Origin of the sequence: Nonomuraea cavernae (genome assembly GCF_040655715.1) — a bacterium.
GTDB lineage: Bacteria > Actinomycetota > Actinomycetes > Streptosporangiales > Streptosporangiaceae > Nonomuraea > Nonomuraea cavernae_A.
The window spans coordinates 70113-88603 of record NZ_JBFAKL010000011.1 but is presented as its reverse complement, the minus strand read 5'-3'; the positions used below and the strand labels follow the sequence as shown (position 1 = coordinate 88603).

Below are 18491 nucleotides of genomic sequence, written 5' to 3'. Positions count from 1 at the left end.
TCTGCTCGTAGGCGGCTTCCGGACGGCGCGCAGGTTCGGTGGTGCCCCAGCCGGAATCGCCGGTTTGCGGCGCGGATGCCTGGGGAACGGAACGGGATGAGTTGGAGCGACGGCGCCTCCCCGGGCGGCCCGTCCCCTCGTTCATGCTGTTACTCACACGTCCTCGCATCGTCGTCGGATAGCACGGCGGATGGGCGTGAGGCACCTCGCCGCCCTCGGTCTTCTACGGCTTGCCGACGAGGTCCGGCGGCCCGTTGCCGAGGACGAACGAGACCGTCAGGTGGTTCCAGGAACAACCTTGGCAGACCTCGACGACGTACACCCGGAACTCGTCGTAATCATGGGCCATCTCTACGAGTTCCGACATGACCTTTGCCTGACCGGCAACCCGTCCCAGGGAATCCCCATAGACATAGGTCACGTTGGTGACGTTCTCCCTCTCGCACACCGGGCAGGGGCGTTCGGTCGGTTCGCCTAAGTGGCGCGCCGCGCGAAGGAGGTAGGGCTGTGCGTCACAGACGTCCACGGGCGAGGAACGCCCGGCACGCACGGAGCGGACCACCGCCTTCTTCGCAAGGCCGTAATCCACCACCCTTCTCTGTGACCACATGAGCGCCAGACTACGGCTTTTTACCGAATCATCCCAACCACTTGGCAAAGTCGTTGATTGCGGCCTTATAGCGATCCGACGTATCCTCGGGATGTATCGGCTCGATACATCGATGCGAGAGGGGGCGGATCAGCGTGGCCGGCGGACAGGGCAGAGTGCTCGAGTTGGCAGTCCTCGGGTCGCTCCACGAGACCCCTCTTCATGGCTACGAGCTGCGCAAACGGCTCAACGCCCTGCTGGGCATGTTCCGCGCCTTCTCCTACGGATCGCTGTACCCATGTCTGCGATCGCTCCTGGAGCAGGGCCTCATCGCCGAAGATCAGCCGGCTCCCACCACCATCGTGGGAGGGCGATCGAAGATCGTCTACAAACTGACCGCCGAAGGCAAGGAACGCCTCCAGGATCTCCTCACCCAGGCCGGGCCTTCCGCCTGGGAGGACGAGAGCTTCGGCGTTCACTTCGCCTTCTTCCGGCACACGGAGGCCGAGGTGCGCCTGCGCATCCTCGAAGGCCGCCGCAGCCGGCTGGAGGAGCGACTCGACAGCGTGCGCACGGCCCTGGCCCGCACGAGGGAGCGCCTCGACAGCTACACGCTCGAGCTGCAGCGTCACGGTCTCGAATCGGTCGAGCGCGAGGTGCGCTGGCTGAACGAGCTGATCGCGACAGAGAGACGGGCCTCGCAAGAGCCCGTGAGGGATACCACGTCAACTGATGAGTAAGGGAGCGAGTGCGATGGGTTCGGTTCGCGTGGCCATTGTCGGTGTCGGCAACTGCGCGGCGTCGCTGGTCCAGGGCGTTCACTATTACAAGGACGCCGACCCGGACATCCGGGTACCGGGCCTGATGCACGTGAAGTTCGGCGACTACCACGTGGGCGACGTCGAGTTCGTCGCCGCCTTCGACGTGGACGCCAAGAAGGTCGGCCGCGATCTGTCCGAGGCGATCGTCGCCAGCGAGAACAACACCATCAAGATCACTGATGTGCCCCCGACGGGGGTGACCGTGCAGCGAGGCCATACCTTCGACGGGCTGGGTGAGTTCTACTCCGAGATCATCGAGGAGTCCGACGAGGCGCCCGTCGACGTGGTGCGGGTGCTCCGCGACAACCGGGTCGACGTCCTGATCTCCTACCTGCCGGTGGGGTCCGAGGAGGCCGACCGTTTCTACGCCCAGTGCGCCATCGACGCCAAGGTGGCGTTCGTCAACGCGCTGCCGGTGTTCATCGCCTCCGACCCCGAGTGGGCCGAGAAGTTCACCGAGGCCGGTGTGCCGATCATCGGCGACGACATCAAGTCGCAGGTCGGCGCCACCATCACGCACCGCGTCCTGGCCAAGTTGTTCGAGGACCGCGGGGTCGAGCTGCTGCGCACCTACCAGCTCAACTTCGGCGGCAACATGGACTTCATGAACATGCTGGAGCGCAAGCGCCTCCAGTCCAAGAAGATCTCCAAGACGCAGTCGGTCACGTCGCAGATCCCGCACGAGATGAGCAAGGCCGACGTGCACATCGGGCCGTCCGACCACGTGCCGTGGCTCGATGACCGCAAGTGGGCCTACATCCGCCTGGAGGGCCGCTCGTTCGGCGACACCCCGCTCAACCTGGAGTACAAGCTCGAGGTGTGGGACTCTCCCAACTCGGCCGGCATCATCATCGACGCGGTCCGCGCCGCCAAGATCGCCCTCGACCGGGGCATCGGTGGCCCGATCCTGAGCGCCTCCTCCTACTTCATGAAGTCTCCGCCGGTGCAGCACTCCGACGACGAGGCCCGTGACTACGTGGAGAAGTTCATCCGCGGCGAGGTCGAGCGCTGACCTCCGGCCTCACCGTCTGCACGCTCCCCCGGCGCCGCCTCCCGCGGCGCCGGACGCGTCACGGGGCCCCGTGCGCGACGCGGGCGGCCGGGGGAAGGTCATCGGCCGAGGCCCGTGGCCACCGCAGGGGATCGGGGCCGAGGTCGGCCAGCAGGGGGATCTGCTCCTTGCACCAGGGCGAGATGGCGAGCAGGTCGCTCCGCACACCCGCCACGAACTCGGCCCACGGCATCCAAAGGATCTCGCCCACCTCGTCGGGGTTGGGCATGGCCGGGGTGCTGACCGTCGCCCGGTAGACCGGGCACAGCTCGTGCTCGACGATGCCGTTGCCCATGACCGCTCGATAGGCGAAGCCGGGGAGCATCAGGTCGACCTGCTCGACGGTCAGGCCGAGCTCATAGGAGAGCCGGCGGCCGACCGCGTGCTCAAGAGGCTCGCCGGGCAGCGGATGGCCGCAGCAGCTGTTGGTCCAGATGCCCGGCCAGGTGAGCTTGTGGGTCGCTCGCCTGGTGAGCAGCACCCGGCCGTCGTGGTCGAAGACATAGCTGGAGAACGCGAGATGGAGCGGGGTCTGCTGACCGTGCACCGCGGTCTTGGAGGCGGTGCCGATCGCGTGGCCCTGTCCGTCGACCAGCACCACGAGTTCGTCAGTCGTCACGCTATGAAGCGTACGTGATCATGAGCGTGATCCGGACCCGATCGCGGACCTGCGGCGCCAACCTCTCACGCGCCACGGACCGCGGGCACGGGGCTAGGCTGACTGGGTGTCCTTTGTCGCCGATCTACGTGTGGTCCTGAGAGGCCGAGACTTCCGGCGACTGTTCGGCACCCGCTTGGTCTCCCAGTTCTCCGACGGCATCTTCCAGTTCGGCGTCGTGGGGTTCGCCTTCTTCAGCCCCGAGAATCAGACCACGGCCCTGGCGGTGGCGACGGGGCTGGCCGTGCTGCTGCTGCCCTACAGCATCCTCGGGCCGTTCGTCGGGGTGTTCATCGACCGCTGGTCGCGGCGGCAGATCCTGGTGCTCGCACCGCTGGTGCGCGGGGTGCTGCTGGTCGGCGCGGCCGTGCTGGTCGCGTCCGGCGTGCCCGATGCGGTGTTCTACGTCGCCGCGCTTGGCGTCCTCGCCGTCAACCGGTTCTTCCTGGCCGCGCTCGGCGCCTCGCTGCCCCATGTGGTGCCGTCCGACCGGCTGTTGGCGGCCAACGCGGTGACGCCCACCTCGGGCACGGTGCTGACGTTCGTCGGCGCGGGGGTGGGGTTCCTGCTGCGCGAGGTGTTCGGCGGTGGCAACGCGGGCACCGCTCTGCTGCTCGCCACCTCGGGCGTGGTCTTCGGGCTCAGCGCGCTGATCGCCCGCACGATGGAGCGCTCGCTGCTCGGCCCCTCCTACGACCCCGACCGGCCCCAGGCCCGCGAGGCGTTGCGCAACGTGCTGGTCGGTCTCGCCGACGGTGTCCGCCACCTGGGCCGCCACCGCGTCGCCGCCGCCACGATGGGCGCGATGGCCGCGCACCGGTTCCTCTACGGCATGGCGACCGCACTCGGCATCATCCTCTACCGCTACTACTTCACCGACGGCGACCCCGACGCGGCGCTGCGCGGGATCAGCCTGGTGGTGGCCGCCGCCGGCGTCGGCTCCTTCTTCGCGGTGCTCATCACACCGTGGGCGACCGAGCGGTTCACCATCGAGCGGTGGGTGGCCATCGCGCTGACCGCCGCCGGCGTGCTCACGGCGGTCCTGGTGATGCCGTTCCAGACGTGGGGGCTGCCGGCGGCCGGGCTCGTGCTGGGCCTCGCCGGGCAGAGCGTCAAGATCTGCGCCGACACCACCGTGCAGCGCGACGTCGAGGACGCCTACCTGGGACGCGCCTTCTCCATCTACGACATGCTCTTCAACGGCATGTACGTGCTGGCGGCGGCGCTCGCGGCGGCGATCCTGCCGGCCAACGGCAAGTCCTACCTGGCGGTGGCGATCATCGCGATCGGCTACCCGGTCGCGGCCGCCGGCTACCGGATGGTCACCTCGGCCACCGAGCCCGCGTCACGCTGACCTTCACGTCCGGCCCCGTCACGCTGACCGTGCCGTCCAGCCCGTGCCGTCCAGCCCGTGCCGTCCGGCCCGTCACCCCATGCCCGTCACACCGGGCCGGTCACGCCGGGCCGGTCGTGGAGCCCTGGTCGCGGGCCCAATCCAGCAGCGCCTCGGTGGCCGCCTCCGTGCCGATGACCCCTTTGTCCAGGCGAAGCTCCAGCAGGAACTTGTACGCCTGCCCGACGACCGGCCCCGGCCCCACGCCCAGGACGCGCTGGATCTCGTTGCCGTCGAGCTCCGGGCGGATCTTGGCCAGCTCCTCCTCGTCGGCCAGCCGGGCGATGCGCTCCTCCAGCTGGTCGTAGGTGCGCGACAGGGCCACGGCCTTGCGCTTGTTGCGGGTCGTGCAGTCGGCCCTGGTCAGCTTGTGCAGGCGGTCGAGCAGGTGGCCGGCGTCGCGGACGTAGCGGCGCACCGCGCTGTCGGTCCACTCCCCCGTGCCGTAGCCGTGGAAGCGCAGGTGGAGCTCCACCAGCCGCGAGACGTCGGCCACCACGTCCTTGGGGAACCTGAGCTCGGTCATCCGCTTCTTGGTCAGCTGCGCCCCCACCACCTCGTGGTGGTGGAAGGAGACCCGCCCGCCCGCCTCGTGCCGCCGCGTCTTGGGCTTGCCGATGTCGTGCAGGAGCGCGGCCCAGCGCAGGATCCGGTCGGCCTTGCCGTCCTCCTCCTGGGCGATGGCCTGGTCGAGCACGGTCAGGGTGTGCTCGTAGACGTCCTTGTGGCGGTGGTGCTCGTCGATCTCCAGGCGGAGCCTGGGCAGCTCGGGCAGGACGTGGGCGGCCAGCCCGGTCTCCACCAGCAGGCGCAGCCCCTCGCGGGGGTTGCCGCCACAGATCAGCTTGTCGAGCTCGTCGCGGATCCGCTCGGCGGAGACGATCTCGATGCGCTCGGCCATCGCCGTCATCGCCTCGACCGTGGCGGAGTCGACGGCGAAGCCCAGCTGCGAGGCGAACCGCGCGGCGCGCAGCATGCGCAGCGGGTCGTCCTCGAAGGACCGCTCGGGTCTGCCGGGGGTGCGCAGCAGCTTGGCCGACAGGTCGGTCAGCCCGCCGTAGGGGTCGACGAACTCGTGCGTGGGCAGCCGCACGGCCATCGCGTTGACGGCGAAGTCGCGCCGTTCCAGGTCGGCTTCGAGCGTCTCGCCGTACATCACCTCGGGCTTGCGCGACTTGGGGTCGTACGACTCGCTCCGGTAGGTGGTGATCTCGATCAGCCAGCCGCCCTTGCGGATGCCGACCGTGCCGAAGTCGATGCCGATCGTCCAGACGGAATCGGCCCAGTCCCTAACCAGCTCAAGGACCCGCTCGGGGCGGGCGTCGGTGGTCAGATCGAGATCGTTGCCGACGCGGCCGAGCAGGATGTCGCGCACCGGGCCGCCGACAAGGGCCAGCTCATAGCCGTGTGTGGCGAACAGGCGGCCGAGCTCGTCGGCCACGGGAGCGATCTTGCGGAACAGGTCGCTCATGGCCCGCTGCTGGGTTTCGGTCAGATTTGACTCGGACAAGCTGGGTAGGTCCTTCGATTCCGGAACATATCCCCCGGGCCACATCAGGTCCGGGTTACCGTCGGTCAGAGGACCGTCGGGGGCCAAGGAACGAAGGAGCGTGTTCATGAAGGACGCCCTCGCGATCCACCGCTGGCTCCTCGCACACCAGGTCCATCATGAGATCGTACGCCTTCCGCGTCCTATGACTCACGCGGACGAACTACCTGAGATGATCTCCGCACCACCCGAAAGGTGCGTGGCCGTCACGGTGTTCGAGGTCGCCACCAGGGTGCGAACCGAGGTCGTCGCCGTCGTCTCCACGGTGGCCACGCCGCCCCGGCCCGGGGTGCTCGGCTGGCTGCTGGGCGCCCGCAACGTGCGGCCGGCGCCCGCCTTCCTGGTCAACTCCGCCACCGACTACGCGGCCGGGCTGGTCAGCCCGTTGCTGCTGCCCGGCGAGCTGCGGGTGCTGATCGACGAACGTCTCCGGTCGGACACGGATCCGATCTTCACCGCCACCGGCGAACGCCACACCGCCATCTCCCTACGTGCCCTTGACCTGCTGACTCTCCTGCCCGGCAAGAGCGTCGACCTGACAGTCGCACGTCCCAGGGGATCACGTGTGGCGGTCGCGTCGCGGCACTGAACCCGTACCATTGCGGGCGTGCGTCGTACTTCAGCCCAGGCGGACGCGTGATCCGTAAGGTCACGGTGCTCGCCGCCCTGTCCACCACGTTGCTCGCGCCCTTGGTCGCGACGACGCCGGACACCGCTGCCGCGACGACGGTGATGACGGCCCGGCAGGGGCTCGAGCTGACGGTGACGTCCGTCACCCCCGAATACACCACCGGCGCCGCCGACGAGATCAAGATCAGCGGGACGATCCGCAACGACACCGGCGCCGCCATGCCCGGCCTGCGGGTCCAGTTGCGCTACTCGGCGCAGCGGCTGGCCGACCGGGCCGCCATCGACTCCTACCTGGCCGACCAGACCCCTCCGACGCTCCCGGGCAACGTCTCCACCTCGTCGAGCATGGACTTCCCCGCGCTGGAGGCGGGCGCGTCGGCCACCTGGGAGATCACGCGCACACCCGCGCAGCTGCAGCTCAACTCGTTCGGCGTCTACCCGGTGGCCGTCGAAGTGCTGCAACAGGGCTGGCGATCGCTCGGCGTGCAGCGCACGCTGCTCACGTACGCGCCCCCGACGCCGCAGAAGCCGCCGCGCAACCGGCTCGCCGTCGTCCTGCCGATCATCGACCAGCCGCATCGCGCCGACGACGCCACCTTCACCGACGACAAGCTGAGCGCGGCCCTGACCGGCAAGGGCCGGCTCGCCGACCTGGCCCGCATCGCCAAGTCGGCGCCCAAGAACGTCACCTGGGTCGTCGACCCCGCGCTCCTCGACGACGCGCAGGCGATGACCAAGCCGTACTCCGTCAGCACCAAGGACGGGCTCCAGAAGAAGTCTGCCGACGGCGGCGCCACCCAGTGGCTCACCGACCTGCGCTCCGCCCTGGCGAACTCCCCCGTGGTGGCCACCCCCTACGCCGACCCCGACGTGGCCGCCCTGGCCCACCGCGGCTTCGACAGCCACACGGGCCGGGCGATCGAGCTGGGCGGCCAGAAGGCCCGCGAGCTGCTCAAGCCCGACGTGCAGACGAACACCGCCTGGCCGCCCGCCGGCCTGCTCGACCCCGACGCGCTCGACCTGCTCTCCGTGGGCAAGCCCGGCGTCGCCCGTGTGACGAGGGTCCTGCTCAACTCGACGAATGTGCCGCCCCAGCCGCCCGTCAGCCACACACCCGACGCCGCGATGACGCTCGACAGCGTCGCGGGCCCCGTCACCGCGCTCATCGCCGACCCGGGGCTGAGCCGTGCGTTGGAGCCCGACTCCAGCGTCTCCGGCTCGGTGGCGCTCAGCAGGCAGCGGTTCGTCGCCGAGACGGCGATGATCTCCGCCGAGCCCGGCCAGACGCAGGCCAGGTCGCTGGTCATGGCCCCGTCGCGGCGCTGGGACCCCAATCCCACGCTCGTCTCCTCGCTGCTCAAGACCGCCGCCAAGCTGCCGTGGCTGACGCTCACCCCGCTCAGCTCGATCAAGCCGGCCACGACCCAGGTGCCGCGGGCCGGCCTGACCTACACCGAGCAGGACCGCAAGGAAGAGCTCGGCGCCAAATACCTCGACCCGGTCAAGGAGGTCGCGGGCAGGGCACAGCTCACTTCCGGCATCATGACCGGCAAGCCGCAGTCCGACTTCGACGCCGCGGTGCTCAGGCTGACCTCCTCCGCCTGGCGCAACCAGACGCGGGCCGGCCGCGCGATGACCAAGATCGTCGACAGCGCGGTGCAGAGCCGGATGAACAAGATCTCGATCACCGGCGCCGACCCAGACCGGCCGCGCACCCTGGCCGGCGCCGACGGCGTGGTGCCCATCAGCGTCAAGAACTCTCTGCCGGACGAGGTCACGGTCGACATCGACGTCACCTCCAACAGCCCCGCGCGGCTGCAGATCGACTACCAGGCACCCAAACGGCTGGTGATCGGAGGCAACGGGCAGAGCGGCACCCTCCAGGTCCCGATGAAGGCGACCATGAGCGGTGGCAGCGGTGACGCCACCGTCAACGTCCAGCTCAGGACCGCCGACGGCAAGCCGTACGGCAAGCCGGTGAAGCTGACGATCCGCACCACCGGCTACACCGGGATCGCGCTGGTGATCGTCGGGGCGGCGCTGACGGTCATGTTCGCCGCCGTCGTGACCCGGGTGCTGAGGCGCAGGTCGCAGCGACGCCTGCAGCGAGCCACCAGGACACGGGAAAGTGAGACCGTATGAGCCGCTTGCTGCGGGCCAGCGCCATCATGGCCGCGGGCACGATGGTGTCCAGGGTCACCGGCTTCGTCCGGACCATGGTGCTCGCCTACGCGATCGGCACCATGGCGATGGGCGACGCCTACAACGCGGCGTACGCGATCCCCTACAGCATTCTCGACCTGCTGCTGCTCGGCGTGCTGAGCAGCGTCGTGGTGCCGATGATCGTACGAGCGCAGCAGCACGACCCCGACGGCGGCCGGGCGTACGAGCAACGGCTGATGACGATCACCACGGTCGCGCTGATCCTGGTCGCGGTGCTGGCGGTGCTGGCGGCGCCGCTGCTCATCGACCTCTACACCACCGACTGGGAGCCCGGCACCCGTAAGTTCGAGGTGGCGGTGACGCTGGCCAGGTTCATCCTGCCGCAGCTCGCCTTCTTCGGCGTCGGAGCGGTCGCGGGCGCCATCCTCAACACCCGGGACCGCTTCGCGGCTCCGATGTGGGCGCCCGTCGTCAACAACCTCGTGGTCATCGGCGTGCTGGCGGCCTACGCGGTGATCGCCGGCACGACCGGCGGCGACATCTCCAAGGTCACCAACGGGCAGCTGGCCCTGCTCGGCCTCGGCACCACGGCCGGCATCGTGGCGCAGGCGCTCGTCCTGGTCATCGCGCTCAAGCGGGTCGGTTTCGCCTTCGTCCCCCGCTTCGACCTGCGCAACGCGCGGCTGGGCGAGATGGGCCGGGCGGGCATCTGGACCATCGGCTACGTGATCATCACCCAGCTCGGGTTCATGCTGACCACCAACCTGTCCAGCGCGGCGGGCGACGCGGTCCCCGGCCACGGCATCACCCCCTACACCTTCGCCTTCCAGCTCTTCCAGCTGCCCTACGGCGTCATCGGCGTCTCGGTGATCACCGCCATGCTGCCGCGGATGAGCCGGGGGGTGACCGAGGGGCGGCTGGACGACGTACGCGGAGAGTTCGGGTCGAGTGTCCGCCTGATCAGCTCGGTGATGGTGCCGGTGTCGCTGCTGCTGATGGTGCTCGGCCCGGCGATCACCGTACCGATCTACGCCCATGGGGCCACCTCGGTCGAGGCGGCCAAATACATCGGCAACGTGCTGCAGGTGTACGGCCTGGCGCTGGTGCCGTTCGCGATCTTCCAGTTGCTGCTGCGCGTCTTCTACGCCTTCGGCGACACCCGCACGCCGGTGTTCGTCGGCGCGGGCACGACCGCGGTCAACGCGGTGCTCATGGTGGTCTTCTACCAGTTGCTGCCCGCCCGCTACGCCGTGATGGGACTCGCCTTCGCCTACGCCGTCGCCTACGCCCTGGGCGCGATGGTGGCCTGGTGGCTGGCCGGCCGACGGGTGCAGGGGCTGGGCGGCTGGGAGGTCGGCATGGCGCTGACCAGGATGTATTTCGCGGCTCTGCCCGCCGCCGTGCTGGCCCTGGCCGCGGTGTGGACCGGCCAGCAGGTGTTCGGGGAGCTCGACTTCCTCAATTCTCTGATCATCTTGGCTGTCGGCGGCGGTCTGGGCATGCTGTTGTATCTCGCCGTCGCCCACCGGGCGCGCATTCCCGAGGTCAACTCGATCGTTGGGATGGTCGCCGGGAGGGTAGGGCGTTAAGAACGCGGGCCCGACCAACGCGGCACTAGCATGGTCTCCGACACGCACGAATGGAAGCAGGAGGCGCGTGGGCGGATCCACCCGGCATAGCATGCCTACGTGGGACACCTCCGCGCAGGCGCGTCGAGTCATTAGCACACCCGATCGGCCGAGCGGAGTGAGTCAGTGAGCACGTCTGCCGTCGAACCCGGCACCCGTCTCGCCGAACGCTTCCGGCTCGAGGACCGGGTCAGCGAATCCGATGGCGCCACCCTGTGGAAGGCGATCGACGAGATCCTCGCCCGCCCGGTCGCCGTGCACACCTTCGCCCCCGAGTTCCCGCGTGTCCACGAGGTGGTCACCGCGGCCCGGGCGGCCAGCCGGCTCACCGACCCGCGCCTGACCCAGGTCTTCGACGCGGCCCAGGAGGACGACTACTCCTACGTGGTCAGCGAGTGGGTCACCGGCGACACGCTGGCCGACCTGCTCGCCGCCGGCCCCCTCGACCCCGAGCGGGCGGCCGGCCTGGTCGCCGAGGCCGCCGAAGCGCTCGCCCACGCCCACGAGGCCGACCTCTACCACCTGTGCCTGCGACCCGCACACCTGGTGTGGACCACCGGCAACATCGTCAAGGTGCTGGGCGTCGCGGTCGACGCGGCCCTGGCCGGGCTCACCACCGACCAGCCCGCCCTCGACGACGCCGAGGGCCTGGGCCGGTTGCTCTACGCCGGACTGACCGGCCACTGGCCCGGCGACGAGGAGGAGCACGGCCTGCCGGCCGCTCCCATGAACGACGGGCACTTCTGCACGCCCCGCCAGGTCACCGCCGGGGTGCCCAGCTACCTGGAGACGGTCACGGTCAGAGCCTGCCTGCCCGAGGCGCGCCGGGGGCAGGGCCCGCTGACCAGCCCGGCCGAGGTCGCCGAGGCGCTGGCCGGCGTGGCCCGGCCGATGCCGATCCCCATCTCCTATCCCCAGACTCCTCCCTCGGTGCCGGCGGCGTCCCCTTCCGAGGGACTCGACACCGAGCGGCGGCCCGCGGCGCCGCCGCCGCGCCCGACCATGCAGCGCCACCACGTGCCCTCCCACGGCGGCAGCGTCCTCAACCGGGTGCTGATGACCGTCGTGGTGCTGCTGGTCATCGCCGCGGTCGGCGTGGGCGCCTGGACGATCGGCCGCAGCCTGGGCAGCCCGAGCACGCCGGAGGCCAGCGACGCCTCGACGACGCCGAGTGCCAAGCCCTCCACCCAGCCGCAGACCGTCAAGGCCGAAGAGGCCAGCGGCTTCGACCCGCTCGGCGACCGCGAGGAGAAGCAGGAGCTCGCGCACCTGACGATCGACGGCAAGCCCAGCACGTTCTGGAAGACCGATAACTACAACAGCGCCGACCTGGGCAATCTCAAGGCCGGCGTGGGCCTGCTCCTCGACATGGGCAAGTCCATGCAGATCAGCGACGTGGTCGCCACGCTGGCCGACGCGCCGGGGGCGACCGTGGAGCTGAAGGTCGGCAACAAGGCGGAGCTCTCCTCGCTCAAGACCGTGGCCAAGGCGAAGGACGCCTCAGGCAAGATCACTCTTACTCCTGATCAAGCCGCAACCGGCCAGTACGTTTTGATCTGGTTTACGCGCCTTCCGGCAGATGCGGGCAAGTTTCATGGCACCATCTATGAAGTAGTGGTGCATTCTCCCGGATCGGCATAACCAGGAATCCCTCTTGTGAACTCCCCACCCGAGACACCTTCTCCCGCGGATCGGCCGGCTGTCAGCGACGCCGACCTGCTGACCGCGCACATCAACGGGGATCCACACGCCTTCGGCGAAATCGTCAAGAGGCACCGCGACCGCATGTGGGCCGTCGCCCTGCGCACCCTCGGCGACCCCGACGAGGCCGCCGACGCGGTCCAGGACGCGTTCGTGTCCGCCTATCGCAAGGCCGGCACCTTCCGCGGCGAGGCGGCGGTCACCACCTGGCTGCACCGCATCGTCGTCAACGCGTGCCTCGACCGGATGCGCCGCAAGTCCATCAGGCCCGTGGCCGACGACGAGCTCATCGAGGCCGCCGAACGCGAGAGCCCACTGCCCGACCAGACCGTCGAACGCGAGGTCTCGATGGAGGTTTCGGCCGCCCTGAAACTGCTGCCCACCGATCAGAGAGCGGCGCTCGTCCTGGTCGACATGATGGGCTACTCGGTCGAAGACGCAGCTCAGGTGCTCGACGTGCCCAGTGGGACGGTGAAGAGCCGGTGCGCGCGGGGGCGCGCGAAACTTGCCCCAATTCTTTCGCATCTGCGGAACCGATCAGACCTCAGTCGCGTCTCATCCGCGAAGGGAGCAGAACTTCGTGACGGGTGATACGCACTACGATCTGGACGTCCTGGCAGAGCTTGCCGAGGATCTCCTAGACGCTGGCACGGCCCGCCAGGTCCGCGAGCATCTCGCGGTATGCGACCCCTGTGGGGAGCGACTGGCCGACCTGGCAGCGGTTCGCGAGGTGCTCGCGGCGACTCCCACACCGGCCATGCCGATGGGTGTCGCGCTACGCATCGACAAGGCGCTCGCCGCTGAAGCCGAGTCCCACGGGGCGCGGCGGGGTGGAGTGGGCCTCGCGGAGGCACCTGACTGGGACAGGCTCATGCGGGACTCCCCATGGGAGCGACCGGCCGAGGCGCCCGAGCCCGCGCGGCTGGGGGTGGTCGCCGAAGACGGCACGATCGTCCCAGCGGGCCGCCGGGCCGCACGACGTCGCCGGTGGGCGATGCCTGCGGTGGCGGCTGCCGCGGCTGCGGCCGTGGTGGGCACCGCGGTGGTCTCAAGCGGGCTGCTCGCCTCCGGTGGCGGCGGGCCCGACCTGGTGTTCGAAGCCGACGCGCCGTCGCCGACCAGGGAAGAGACCAGGGCCAGGGCCTACGCTCTGACCGACAGCGGCCACAACTACAGCGATCAGGAGTTGCGCCAGCCTCTTGAGGGCTTCCTGGCCCCCGCGCCGATCATCAACGGCGGCTCTCCCGACGTCGACAAGGTCGACACGTGTGTGAGCAAGGTGGCCACGCGTTCCAAGCTCACGACGTACGCCGTGGACCAGGGCCAGTACAACGGTCAGGAGGCCATCATCGTGGCGTCCTGGAAGGACAAGGCGTCCGGCAGGCTGCGGATCGACATCGTCGATCCGTTCAACTGCAAGAACCTGCGCAAGCCGATGCTCGGCCGCTGGTAACGAATACCCCCACGTCAGAGCCCGCCTAGGCGGGCTCTTTCGGTTGTCGGAGCGTGGTGGTGAAGGCACGGGAATCACGGCGGCCTAGGATCTGTTGACGCCACTGGCAACCACAGACGAGGAAGGCGTGGGAGCGTTGAGCGACGTTCGTAACGTGATCATCATTGGGTCGGGCCCCGCAGGCTACACCGCGGCGGTCTACTCGGCCCGCGCCGAGCTCAAACCACTGGTCTTCGAGGGGTCGGTCACCGCCGGTGGCGCCCTGATGAACACCACCGACGTGGAGAACTTCCCCGGCTTCCCCGACGGCATCATGGGCCCCGACCTGATGGACAACCTGCGCAAGCAGGCAGAGCGGTTCGGCGCCGAGCTGGTCGCGGACGACGTGGTCGAGGTCGACCTCGAAGCCAACCCCAAGGTCATCAAGACCTACTCCGACACCTACTACGCCAAGTCGGTCATCCTGGCGATGGGCTCCGGCTACCGGGAGCTCGGTCTGGAGAACGAGAAGCGGCTGTCCGGCCGCGGCGTCTCATGGTGTGCCACCTGTGACGGCTTCTTCTTCCGCAACAAGGACATCGTGGTCGTCGGCGGCGGTGACACGGCGATGGAGGAGGCCACGTTCCTCACCCGGTTCGGCCGCATGGTCACCGTCGTGCACCGTCGCGACGAGCTGCGCGCCAGCAAGATCATGCAGGAGCGGGCGTTCGCCAACGACAAGATCCGTTTTGTCTGGGACAGCGAGGTCGTCGACGTCCTGGGCGACAGCAGGGTCGAGGCGGTGAAGCTGCGCAACATCAAGACCGACGAGAAGTGCGAGCTGGCCACCGACGCGCTGTTCCTGGCGATCGGCCACGACCCCCGTACCGAACTCGTCAAGGGCCAGATCGATCTCGACGACGAGGGGTACATCAAGGTGGCGGCGCCGAGCACCGCGACCAACATCGACGGCGTGTTCGCCGCGGGTGACGTCGTCGACCACACCTACCGCCAGGCCATCACCGCGGCCGGCACCGGCTGCGCGGCGTCGCTCGACTCCGAGCGCTGGCTGGCCAACAACGAGAGTTAAGGAGCGCACCGTGAAGGCAGTAACCGACGCCACGTTCGAGGCTGAGGTCCTCAAGAGCGACAAGCCCGTTCTGGTCGACTTCTGGGCCGAGTGGTGTGGCCCGTGCCGTCAGGTGGCGCCCATCCTTGAGGAGATCGCCAAGGAGCACGGCGACAAGTTGGAGATCGTCAAGCTCAACATCGACGAGAACCCCAACGTTCCGCGTGACTACGGTGTGCTCCAGATCCCCACGATGAACGTCTTCAAGGGTGGAGAGGTCGTCAAGCAGATCATCGGCGCCAAGCCGAAGGCCATGCTGCTGAGGGAGCTCGACGGCATCATCTAGGCCGCCGCTCCGCCGCACTCACCGCGAAAGCCCCCTGCCGTCGCAGGGGGCTTTCGCATGCACTCGGATCCTGTACGGGGAGGACGCCCTTGAGGAACGCCCTTGGAAGACGCCCTTCAGCGACGCCCTTGAGAGACGCCCTTGAGAGACGTCAGACGGGGCGAAGGGCGCGTTCCGGGCTCATGGACCCAAGAAGGCGTTCCAGGGCCACCTCGACGTCCTCACGCCACGAGACGGCGGTCTTGAGCTCCAGCCGCAGCCGCGGGAACCGCAAATGCGGTCGGACCGTTTTGAATCCCACCGAAAGCAAATATTCGGCGGGCACGACGCAGCTCGGCTCCTCCCACTTGAGGTCGCCGAACGCCTCGATGGCCTTCACCCCGCGCCGCGTGAGGTCCTTGGCCACGCCCTGGATCAGCATCCGGCCCAGCCCGCCGCCGGAGAACTCGGGGATGATGTGCGCCGTCATCAGCAGGACCGCGTCGGCACTGACCGGCGAGGTGGGGAAGGCCAGGGAGCGCGGCGTGTAGAGAGGCGGGCTGTAGAGGACGAATCCGGCGGGCACTCCGTCGACGTAGACGACCTTCCCGCAGCTGCCCCATTCGAGCAGCGTGCCGGAGATCCACGCTTCTTTCTCCAGCCCCGGATCGCCTGAGTCGACCGCGCGCTCGCCCCCGACGGGGTCGAGCTCCCAGAAGACGCACCGCCGGCAGCGGCGCGGCAGATCGTCCAGATTGTCCAGGGTGATGTTGACCAGCCGACGCGACAACTACGGCCCCAATCGTTGACCCGGAAAAGCGCGCGAAAACCACGTCCCCAGCTGGCATCGTAGCCCAGTGATGGTGCCACCAGCGGATACCACGGCGCTCCAGCCCCGTCATGGGCGACATGTCGGACTGGCGTAATCTGGTATCTCAGCTCTACCTGAGACAGGAGGTGGACCGTGACAGCAGAGCAGGATCACGGTCAAACGCCCGCGACTCAAGGGTCGCGGATCGACGCCTACGTCGATCGGTACGCCGCACGAGCTACCGGGATGGTCGCCTCCGAGATCCGAGCTCTTTTCGCCGTCGCGTCCAGACCCGAGGTGGTCTCGCTCGCCGGCGGCATGCCGTACGTCACGGCCCTCCCTCTCGACATGGTCGGCGAGCTGGTCTCCGACCTGGTGACCCGGCGCGGCCCGGTCGCGCTGCAGTACGGCTCGGGCCAGGGCGATCCGCACCTGCGCGAGCAGATCTGCGAGGTCATGCGCCTGGAGGGAATACACGCCGGGGCGAACGACGTCGTCGTCACCGTCGGTTCACAGCAGGCCCTCGACCTGATCACCCGGATCTTCATCGACCCGGGTGACGTCGTACTGGCCGAAGGGCCCACGTACGTGGGCGCCCTGGGCACATTCGCCGCCTATCAGGCCAAAGTGGTGCATATCGCCATGGACGATCAGGGCATCGTGCCCGAATCGCTGGCGCAGACCATCTACGCGCTGGAGACCGCCGGGGCGCCGATCAAGTTCCTCTACACGATCCCGACCTTCCACAACCCGGCCGGCGTCACACTCAACGTGGCCAGGCGTCAGCAGGTGCTCGACATCTGCCAGCGGGCCGGCGTGCTTATCGTCGAGGACAACCCGTACGGCCTGCTCGGCTTCGACGGCGAGCCCATGCGCGCGCTCCGCGCCGACAACGCCGACGGCGTGGTCTATCTGGGGTCGTTCTCCAAGACGCTCGCCCCTGGGTTCCGGGTCGGCTGGGCGCTCGCGCCGCACGCCATCCGCGACAAGCTCGTGCTGGCCATGGAGTCAGCCGTGCTGTCGCACTCGTCGTTCACCCAACTGGCCGTCGGCCAGTACCTCACCACTCAGCCGTGGCGGGAGCAGATCAAGTCGTTCAAGGAGCTCTACCGCGAGCGGCGCGACGCGCTGCTCGACTCGCTTGAGGCGCTGATGCCGCCCGAGGTCACCTGGACCCGCCCCGCCGGCGGGTTCTTCGTCTGGGTGACTCTGCCCGAAGGCCTCGACTCCAAGGCGATCCTGCCGCGGGCGGTGGCCGAGCGGGTGGCGTTCGTCCCGGGCACCGGGTTCTTCTCCGACGGCAGCGGTGCGCGGCAGATGCGGCTGTCGTTCTGCTTCCCCGAGCCCGAGCGCATCCGCGAAGGGGTGCGCCGGCTGGCCGGAGTGATCGAGCAGGAGATCCAGCTGCGCGACACGTTCGGCACCGGATCCGCCCGCGGCCACGCCGGTGTGGACACTCCCGGGCCCGACCTGGCCTGACTTTTCCGTACGGCCGGCGTCCACCCACGAGGGGGGCGTCGGCCGTTACATTTCGACGGCCTGACACTGGGGAATGCGCCTGGTGTGCACCCATCCGTCCCCGACGCCGGTACGGTTGGACAGCGTTCCATCAGCGGAGGAGATGCAATGAGCGATCTGGGCCACGTGCTCGTGCTGGCCGGCGGCCTCTCGTACGAGCGTGAGGTGTCCCTGCGCTCCGGTCGCCGGGTGAGCGAGGTGCTGCGCGCGGCAGGCGTCGACGTCGAGGCCCGCGACACCGACGCGTCGCTCGTCCCGTCGATCCTCGCCGACCCGCCGGACGCCGTCTTCGTCACCCTGCACGGCGGCGCGGGCGAGGACGGCGCGATCCGCTCCGTGCTGGAGCTGCTCAACGTCCCCTATGTCGGCGCCGACCCCGACGCCTGCCGGGTCGCGTTCGACAAGCCCACCGCCAAGGCCGTCGTCCGCTCGGTCGGCCTGGTCACCCCCGAGTCGGTCACGCTGCCCAAGGAGACGTTCCACGACCTCGGCGCCACCATGGTGCTCGGCCGCATCGTGGCGCAGCTCGGCCTGCCCCTCTTCGTCAAGCCCGCCCGGGGCGGCTCCGCGCTCGGCGCCTCCATCGTGCGCACCGCCGAGGAGCTGCCCGCCGCGATGGTCGGCTGCTTCGCCTACGGCGACACGGCGTTGATCGAACGCTACGTTGAGGGTGTCGAGGTGGCGGTGTCGGTCGTCGACCTCGGCAATGGGCCCATCGCGCTGCCCGCCGTCGAGATCGTCCCCGACGAGGGGGTCTACGATTACGCCGCCCGCTACACGGCCGGGCACACCGAGTTCTTCGCCCCGGCCCGCCTCTCCCCCGACGCGGCCGCCGCCTGCGCGCAGACCGCGGTCACCGCGCACACGGCGCTCGGCCTGCGCGACATCTCTCGCACCGATCTCATCGTCGATGCCTCCGGCCAGCCGCACTTCCTCGAGGTCAACGTCGCCCCCGGCATGACCGAGACCAGCCTCCTCCCGATGGCGGCCGAGGCCGCCGGGCAGGACCTCGGCGACCTGTGCCGCATCCTCCTCCACAACGCGGCCGCGCGCGCCCGCGCCTGACCTCTGCCCCCGCCGCCGGCGGTTCACCACCCGGTGGCCCGCCATCGGTCGCCTGCATCGGCCACCTGTGTTGCTCGCCTGCACTGGT

General features: G+C 69.1%; 17 protein-coding genes. 13 read left to right on the top strand and 4 right to left on the bottom strand.

What is annotated here, in order from left to right:
- Positions 1-223: 223 nt before the first annotated feature.
- Positions 224-610 carry a DUF5318 family protein gene (locus tag AB0I38_RS18265; protein WP_358468745.1) on the bottom strand — a complete coding sequence of 129 codons (387 nt, stop codon included), beginning with the start codon at positions 608-610 and terminating at the stop codon, positions 224-226.
- Positions 611-744: 134 nt separating this feature from the next.
- Between AB0I38_RS18265 and AB0I38_RS18260 the strand changes: the two genes are divergently transcribed.
- Both AB0I38_RS18260 and AB0I38_RS18255 read left to right on the top strand, forming a co-directional pair.
- Positions 745-1329 (top strand): PadR family transcriptional regulator, encoded by a 585-nt coding sequence (locus AB0I38_RS18260; protein ID WP_358468742.1) that lies wholly within the window; start codon positions 745-747, stop codon positions 1327-1329.
- A 13-nt stretch (positions 1330-1342) separates the two neighbouring features.
- The gene (locus tag AB0I38_RS18255; protein ID WP_358468739.1) at positions 1343-2422 is read left to right on the top strand and encodes an inositol-3-phosphate synthase; all 1080 of its coding nucleotides are present in this window, start codon (positions 1343-1345) and stop codon (positions 2420-2422) included.
- A gap of 58 nt (positions 2423-2480) precedes the next feature.
- Here the strand turns inward: AB0I38_RS18255 and idi are convergent, their stop codons facing one another.
- A complete protein-coding gene (gene idi / locus AB0I38_RS18250; RefSeq protein ID WP_358468736.1) occupies positions 2481-3080 on the bottom strand; it encodes an isopentenyl-diphosphate Delta-isomerase in 600 nt (199 codons plus the stop codon).
- Positions 3081-3186: 106 nt separating this feature from the next.
- On the opposite strand from idi, the gene AB0I38_RS18245 reads away from it, so the two are divergent.
- Complete coding sequence (locus tag AB0I38_RS18245) at positions 3187-4473, top strand: MFS transporter (protein WP_358468733.1); 1287 nt, start codon at positions 3187-3189, stop codon at positions 4471-4473.
- 100 nt (positions 4474-4573) lie between these two features.
- Here AB0I38_RS18245 and AB0I38_RS18240 read toward each other — a convergent pair whose 3' ends face one another.
- Positions 4574-5983 carry a CCA tRNA nucleotidyltransferase gene (locus tag AB0I38_RS18240; protein ID WP_358469194.1) on the bottom strand — a complete coding sequence of 470 codons (1410 nt, stop codon included), beginning with the start codon at positions 5981-5983 and terminating at the stop codon, positions 4574-4576.
- Between the two features lie 145 nt (positions 5984-6128).
- Here AB0I38_RS18240 and AB0I38_RS18235 point away from each other — a divergent pair, with 145 nt between their 5' ends.
- The 8 genes from AB0I38_RS18235 (at position 6129) to trxA (ending at position 15030) form a co-directional block, all read left to right on the top strand.
- A complete protein-coding gene (locus tag AB0I38_RS18235; RefSeq protein WP_358468730.1) occupies positions 6129-6650 on the top strand; it encodes an aminoacyl-tRNA deacylase in 522 nt (173 codons plus the stop codon).
- Positions 6651-6697: 47 nt separating this feature from the next.
- Positions 6698-8833: a DUF6049 family protein gene (locus AB0I38_RS18230; RefSeq protein ID WP_358468727.1), complete on the top strand. Its 2136-nt coding sequence runs from the start codon at positions 6698-6700 to the stop codon at positions 8831-8833.
- Positions 8830-10443 (top strand): murein biosynthesis integral membrane protein MurJ, encoded by a 1614-nt coding sequence (gene murJ / locus AB0I38_RS18225; RefSeq protein ID WP_358468724.1) that lies wholly within the window; start codon positions 8830-8832, stop codon positions 10441-10443. The genes AB0I38_RS18230 and murJ overlap by 4 nt, the downstream gene beginning before the upstream one ends.
- Positions 10444-10608: 165 nt before the next feature.
- On the top strand, positions 10609-12123 hold the full coding sequence (locus tag AB0I38_RS18220) for a protein kinase family protein (RefSeq protein ID WP_358468721.1): 1515 nt from the start codon (positions 10609-10611) through the stop codon (positions 12121-12123).
- 15 nt (positions 12124-12138) lie between these two features.
- Positions 12139-12774 carry an RNA polymerase sigma factor SigM gene (gene sigM / locus AB0I38_RS18215; RefSeq protein ID WP_358468719.1) on the top strand — a complete coding sequence of 212 codons (636 nt, stop codon included), beginning with the start codon at positions 12139-12141 and terminating at the stop codon, positions 12772-12774.
- On the top strand, positions 12764-13636 hold the full coding sequence (locus tag AB0I38_RS18210) for an anti-sigma factor family protein (RefSeq protein ID WP_358468716.1): 873 nt from the start codon (positions 12764-12766) through the stop codon (positions 13634-13636). Before sigM ends, AB0I38_RS18210 begins: the two co-directional genes overlap by 11 nt.
- 136 nt (positions 13637-13772) lie before the next feature.
- Positions 13773-14705 (top strand): thioredoxin-disulfide reductase, encoded by a 933-nt coding sequence (trxB, locus tag AB0I38_RS18205; RefSeq protein WP_358468713.1) that lies wholly within the window; start codon positions 13773-13775, stop codon positions 14703-14705.
- A gap of 10 nt (positions 14706-14715) precedes the next feature.
- A complete protein-coding gene (gene trxA, locus AB0I38_RS18200) occupies positions 14716-15030 on the top strand; it encodes a thioredoxin (RefSeq protein ID WP_189122403.1) in 315 nt (104 codons plus the stop codon).
- Positions 15031-15181: 151 nt separating this feature from the next.
- On the opposite strand, the gene AB0I38_RS18195 is transcribed toward trxA, so the two are convergent.
- A complete protein-coding gene (locus tag AB0I38_RS18195) occupies positions 15182-15799 on the bottom strand; it encodes a GNAT family N-acetyltransferase (protein WP_358468709.1) in 618 nt (205 codons plus the stop codon).
- A 267-nt stretch (positions 15800-16066) separates the two neighbouring features.
- Here AB0I38_RS18195 and AB0I38_RS18190 point away from each other — a divergent pair, with 267 nt between their 5' ends.
- A complete protein-coding gene (locus AB0I38_RS18190; protein ID WP_358469191.1) occupies positions 16067-17299 on the top strand; it encodes a PLP-dependent aminotransferase family protein in 1233 nt (410 codons plus the stop codon).
- A 147-nt stretch (positions 17300-17446) separates the two neighbouring features.
- Positions 17447-18403, top strand: a complete 957-nt coding sequence (locus AB0I38_RS18185) for a D-alanine--D-alanine ligase family protein (RefSeq protein ID WP_358468706.1) — start codon at positions 17447-17449, stop codon at positions 18401-18403.
- Positions 18404-18491: the final 88 nt, after the last annotated feature.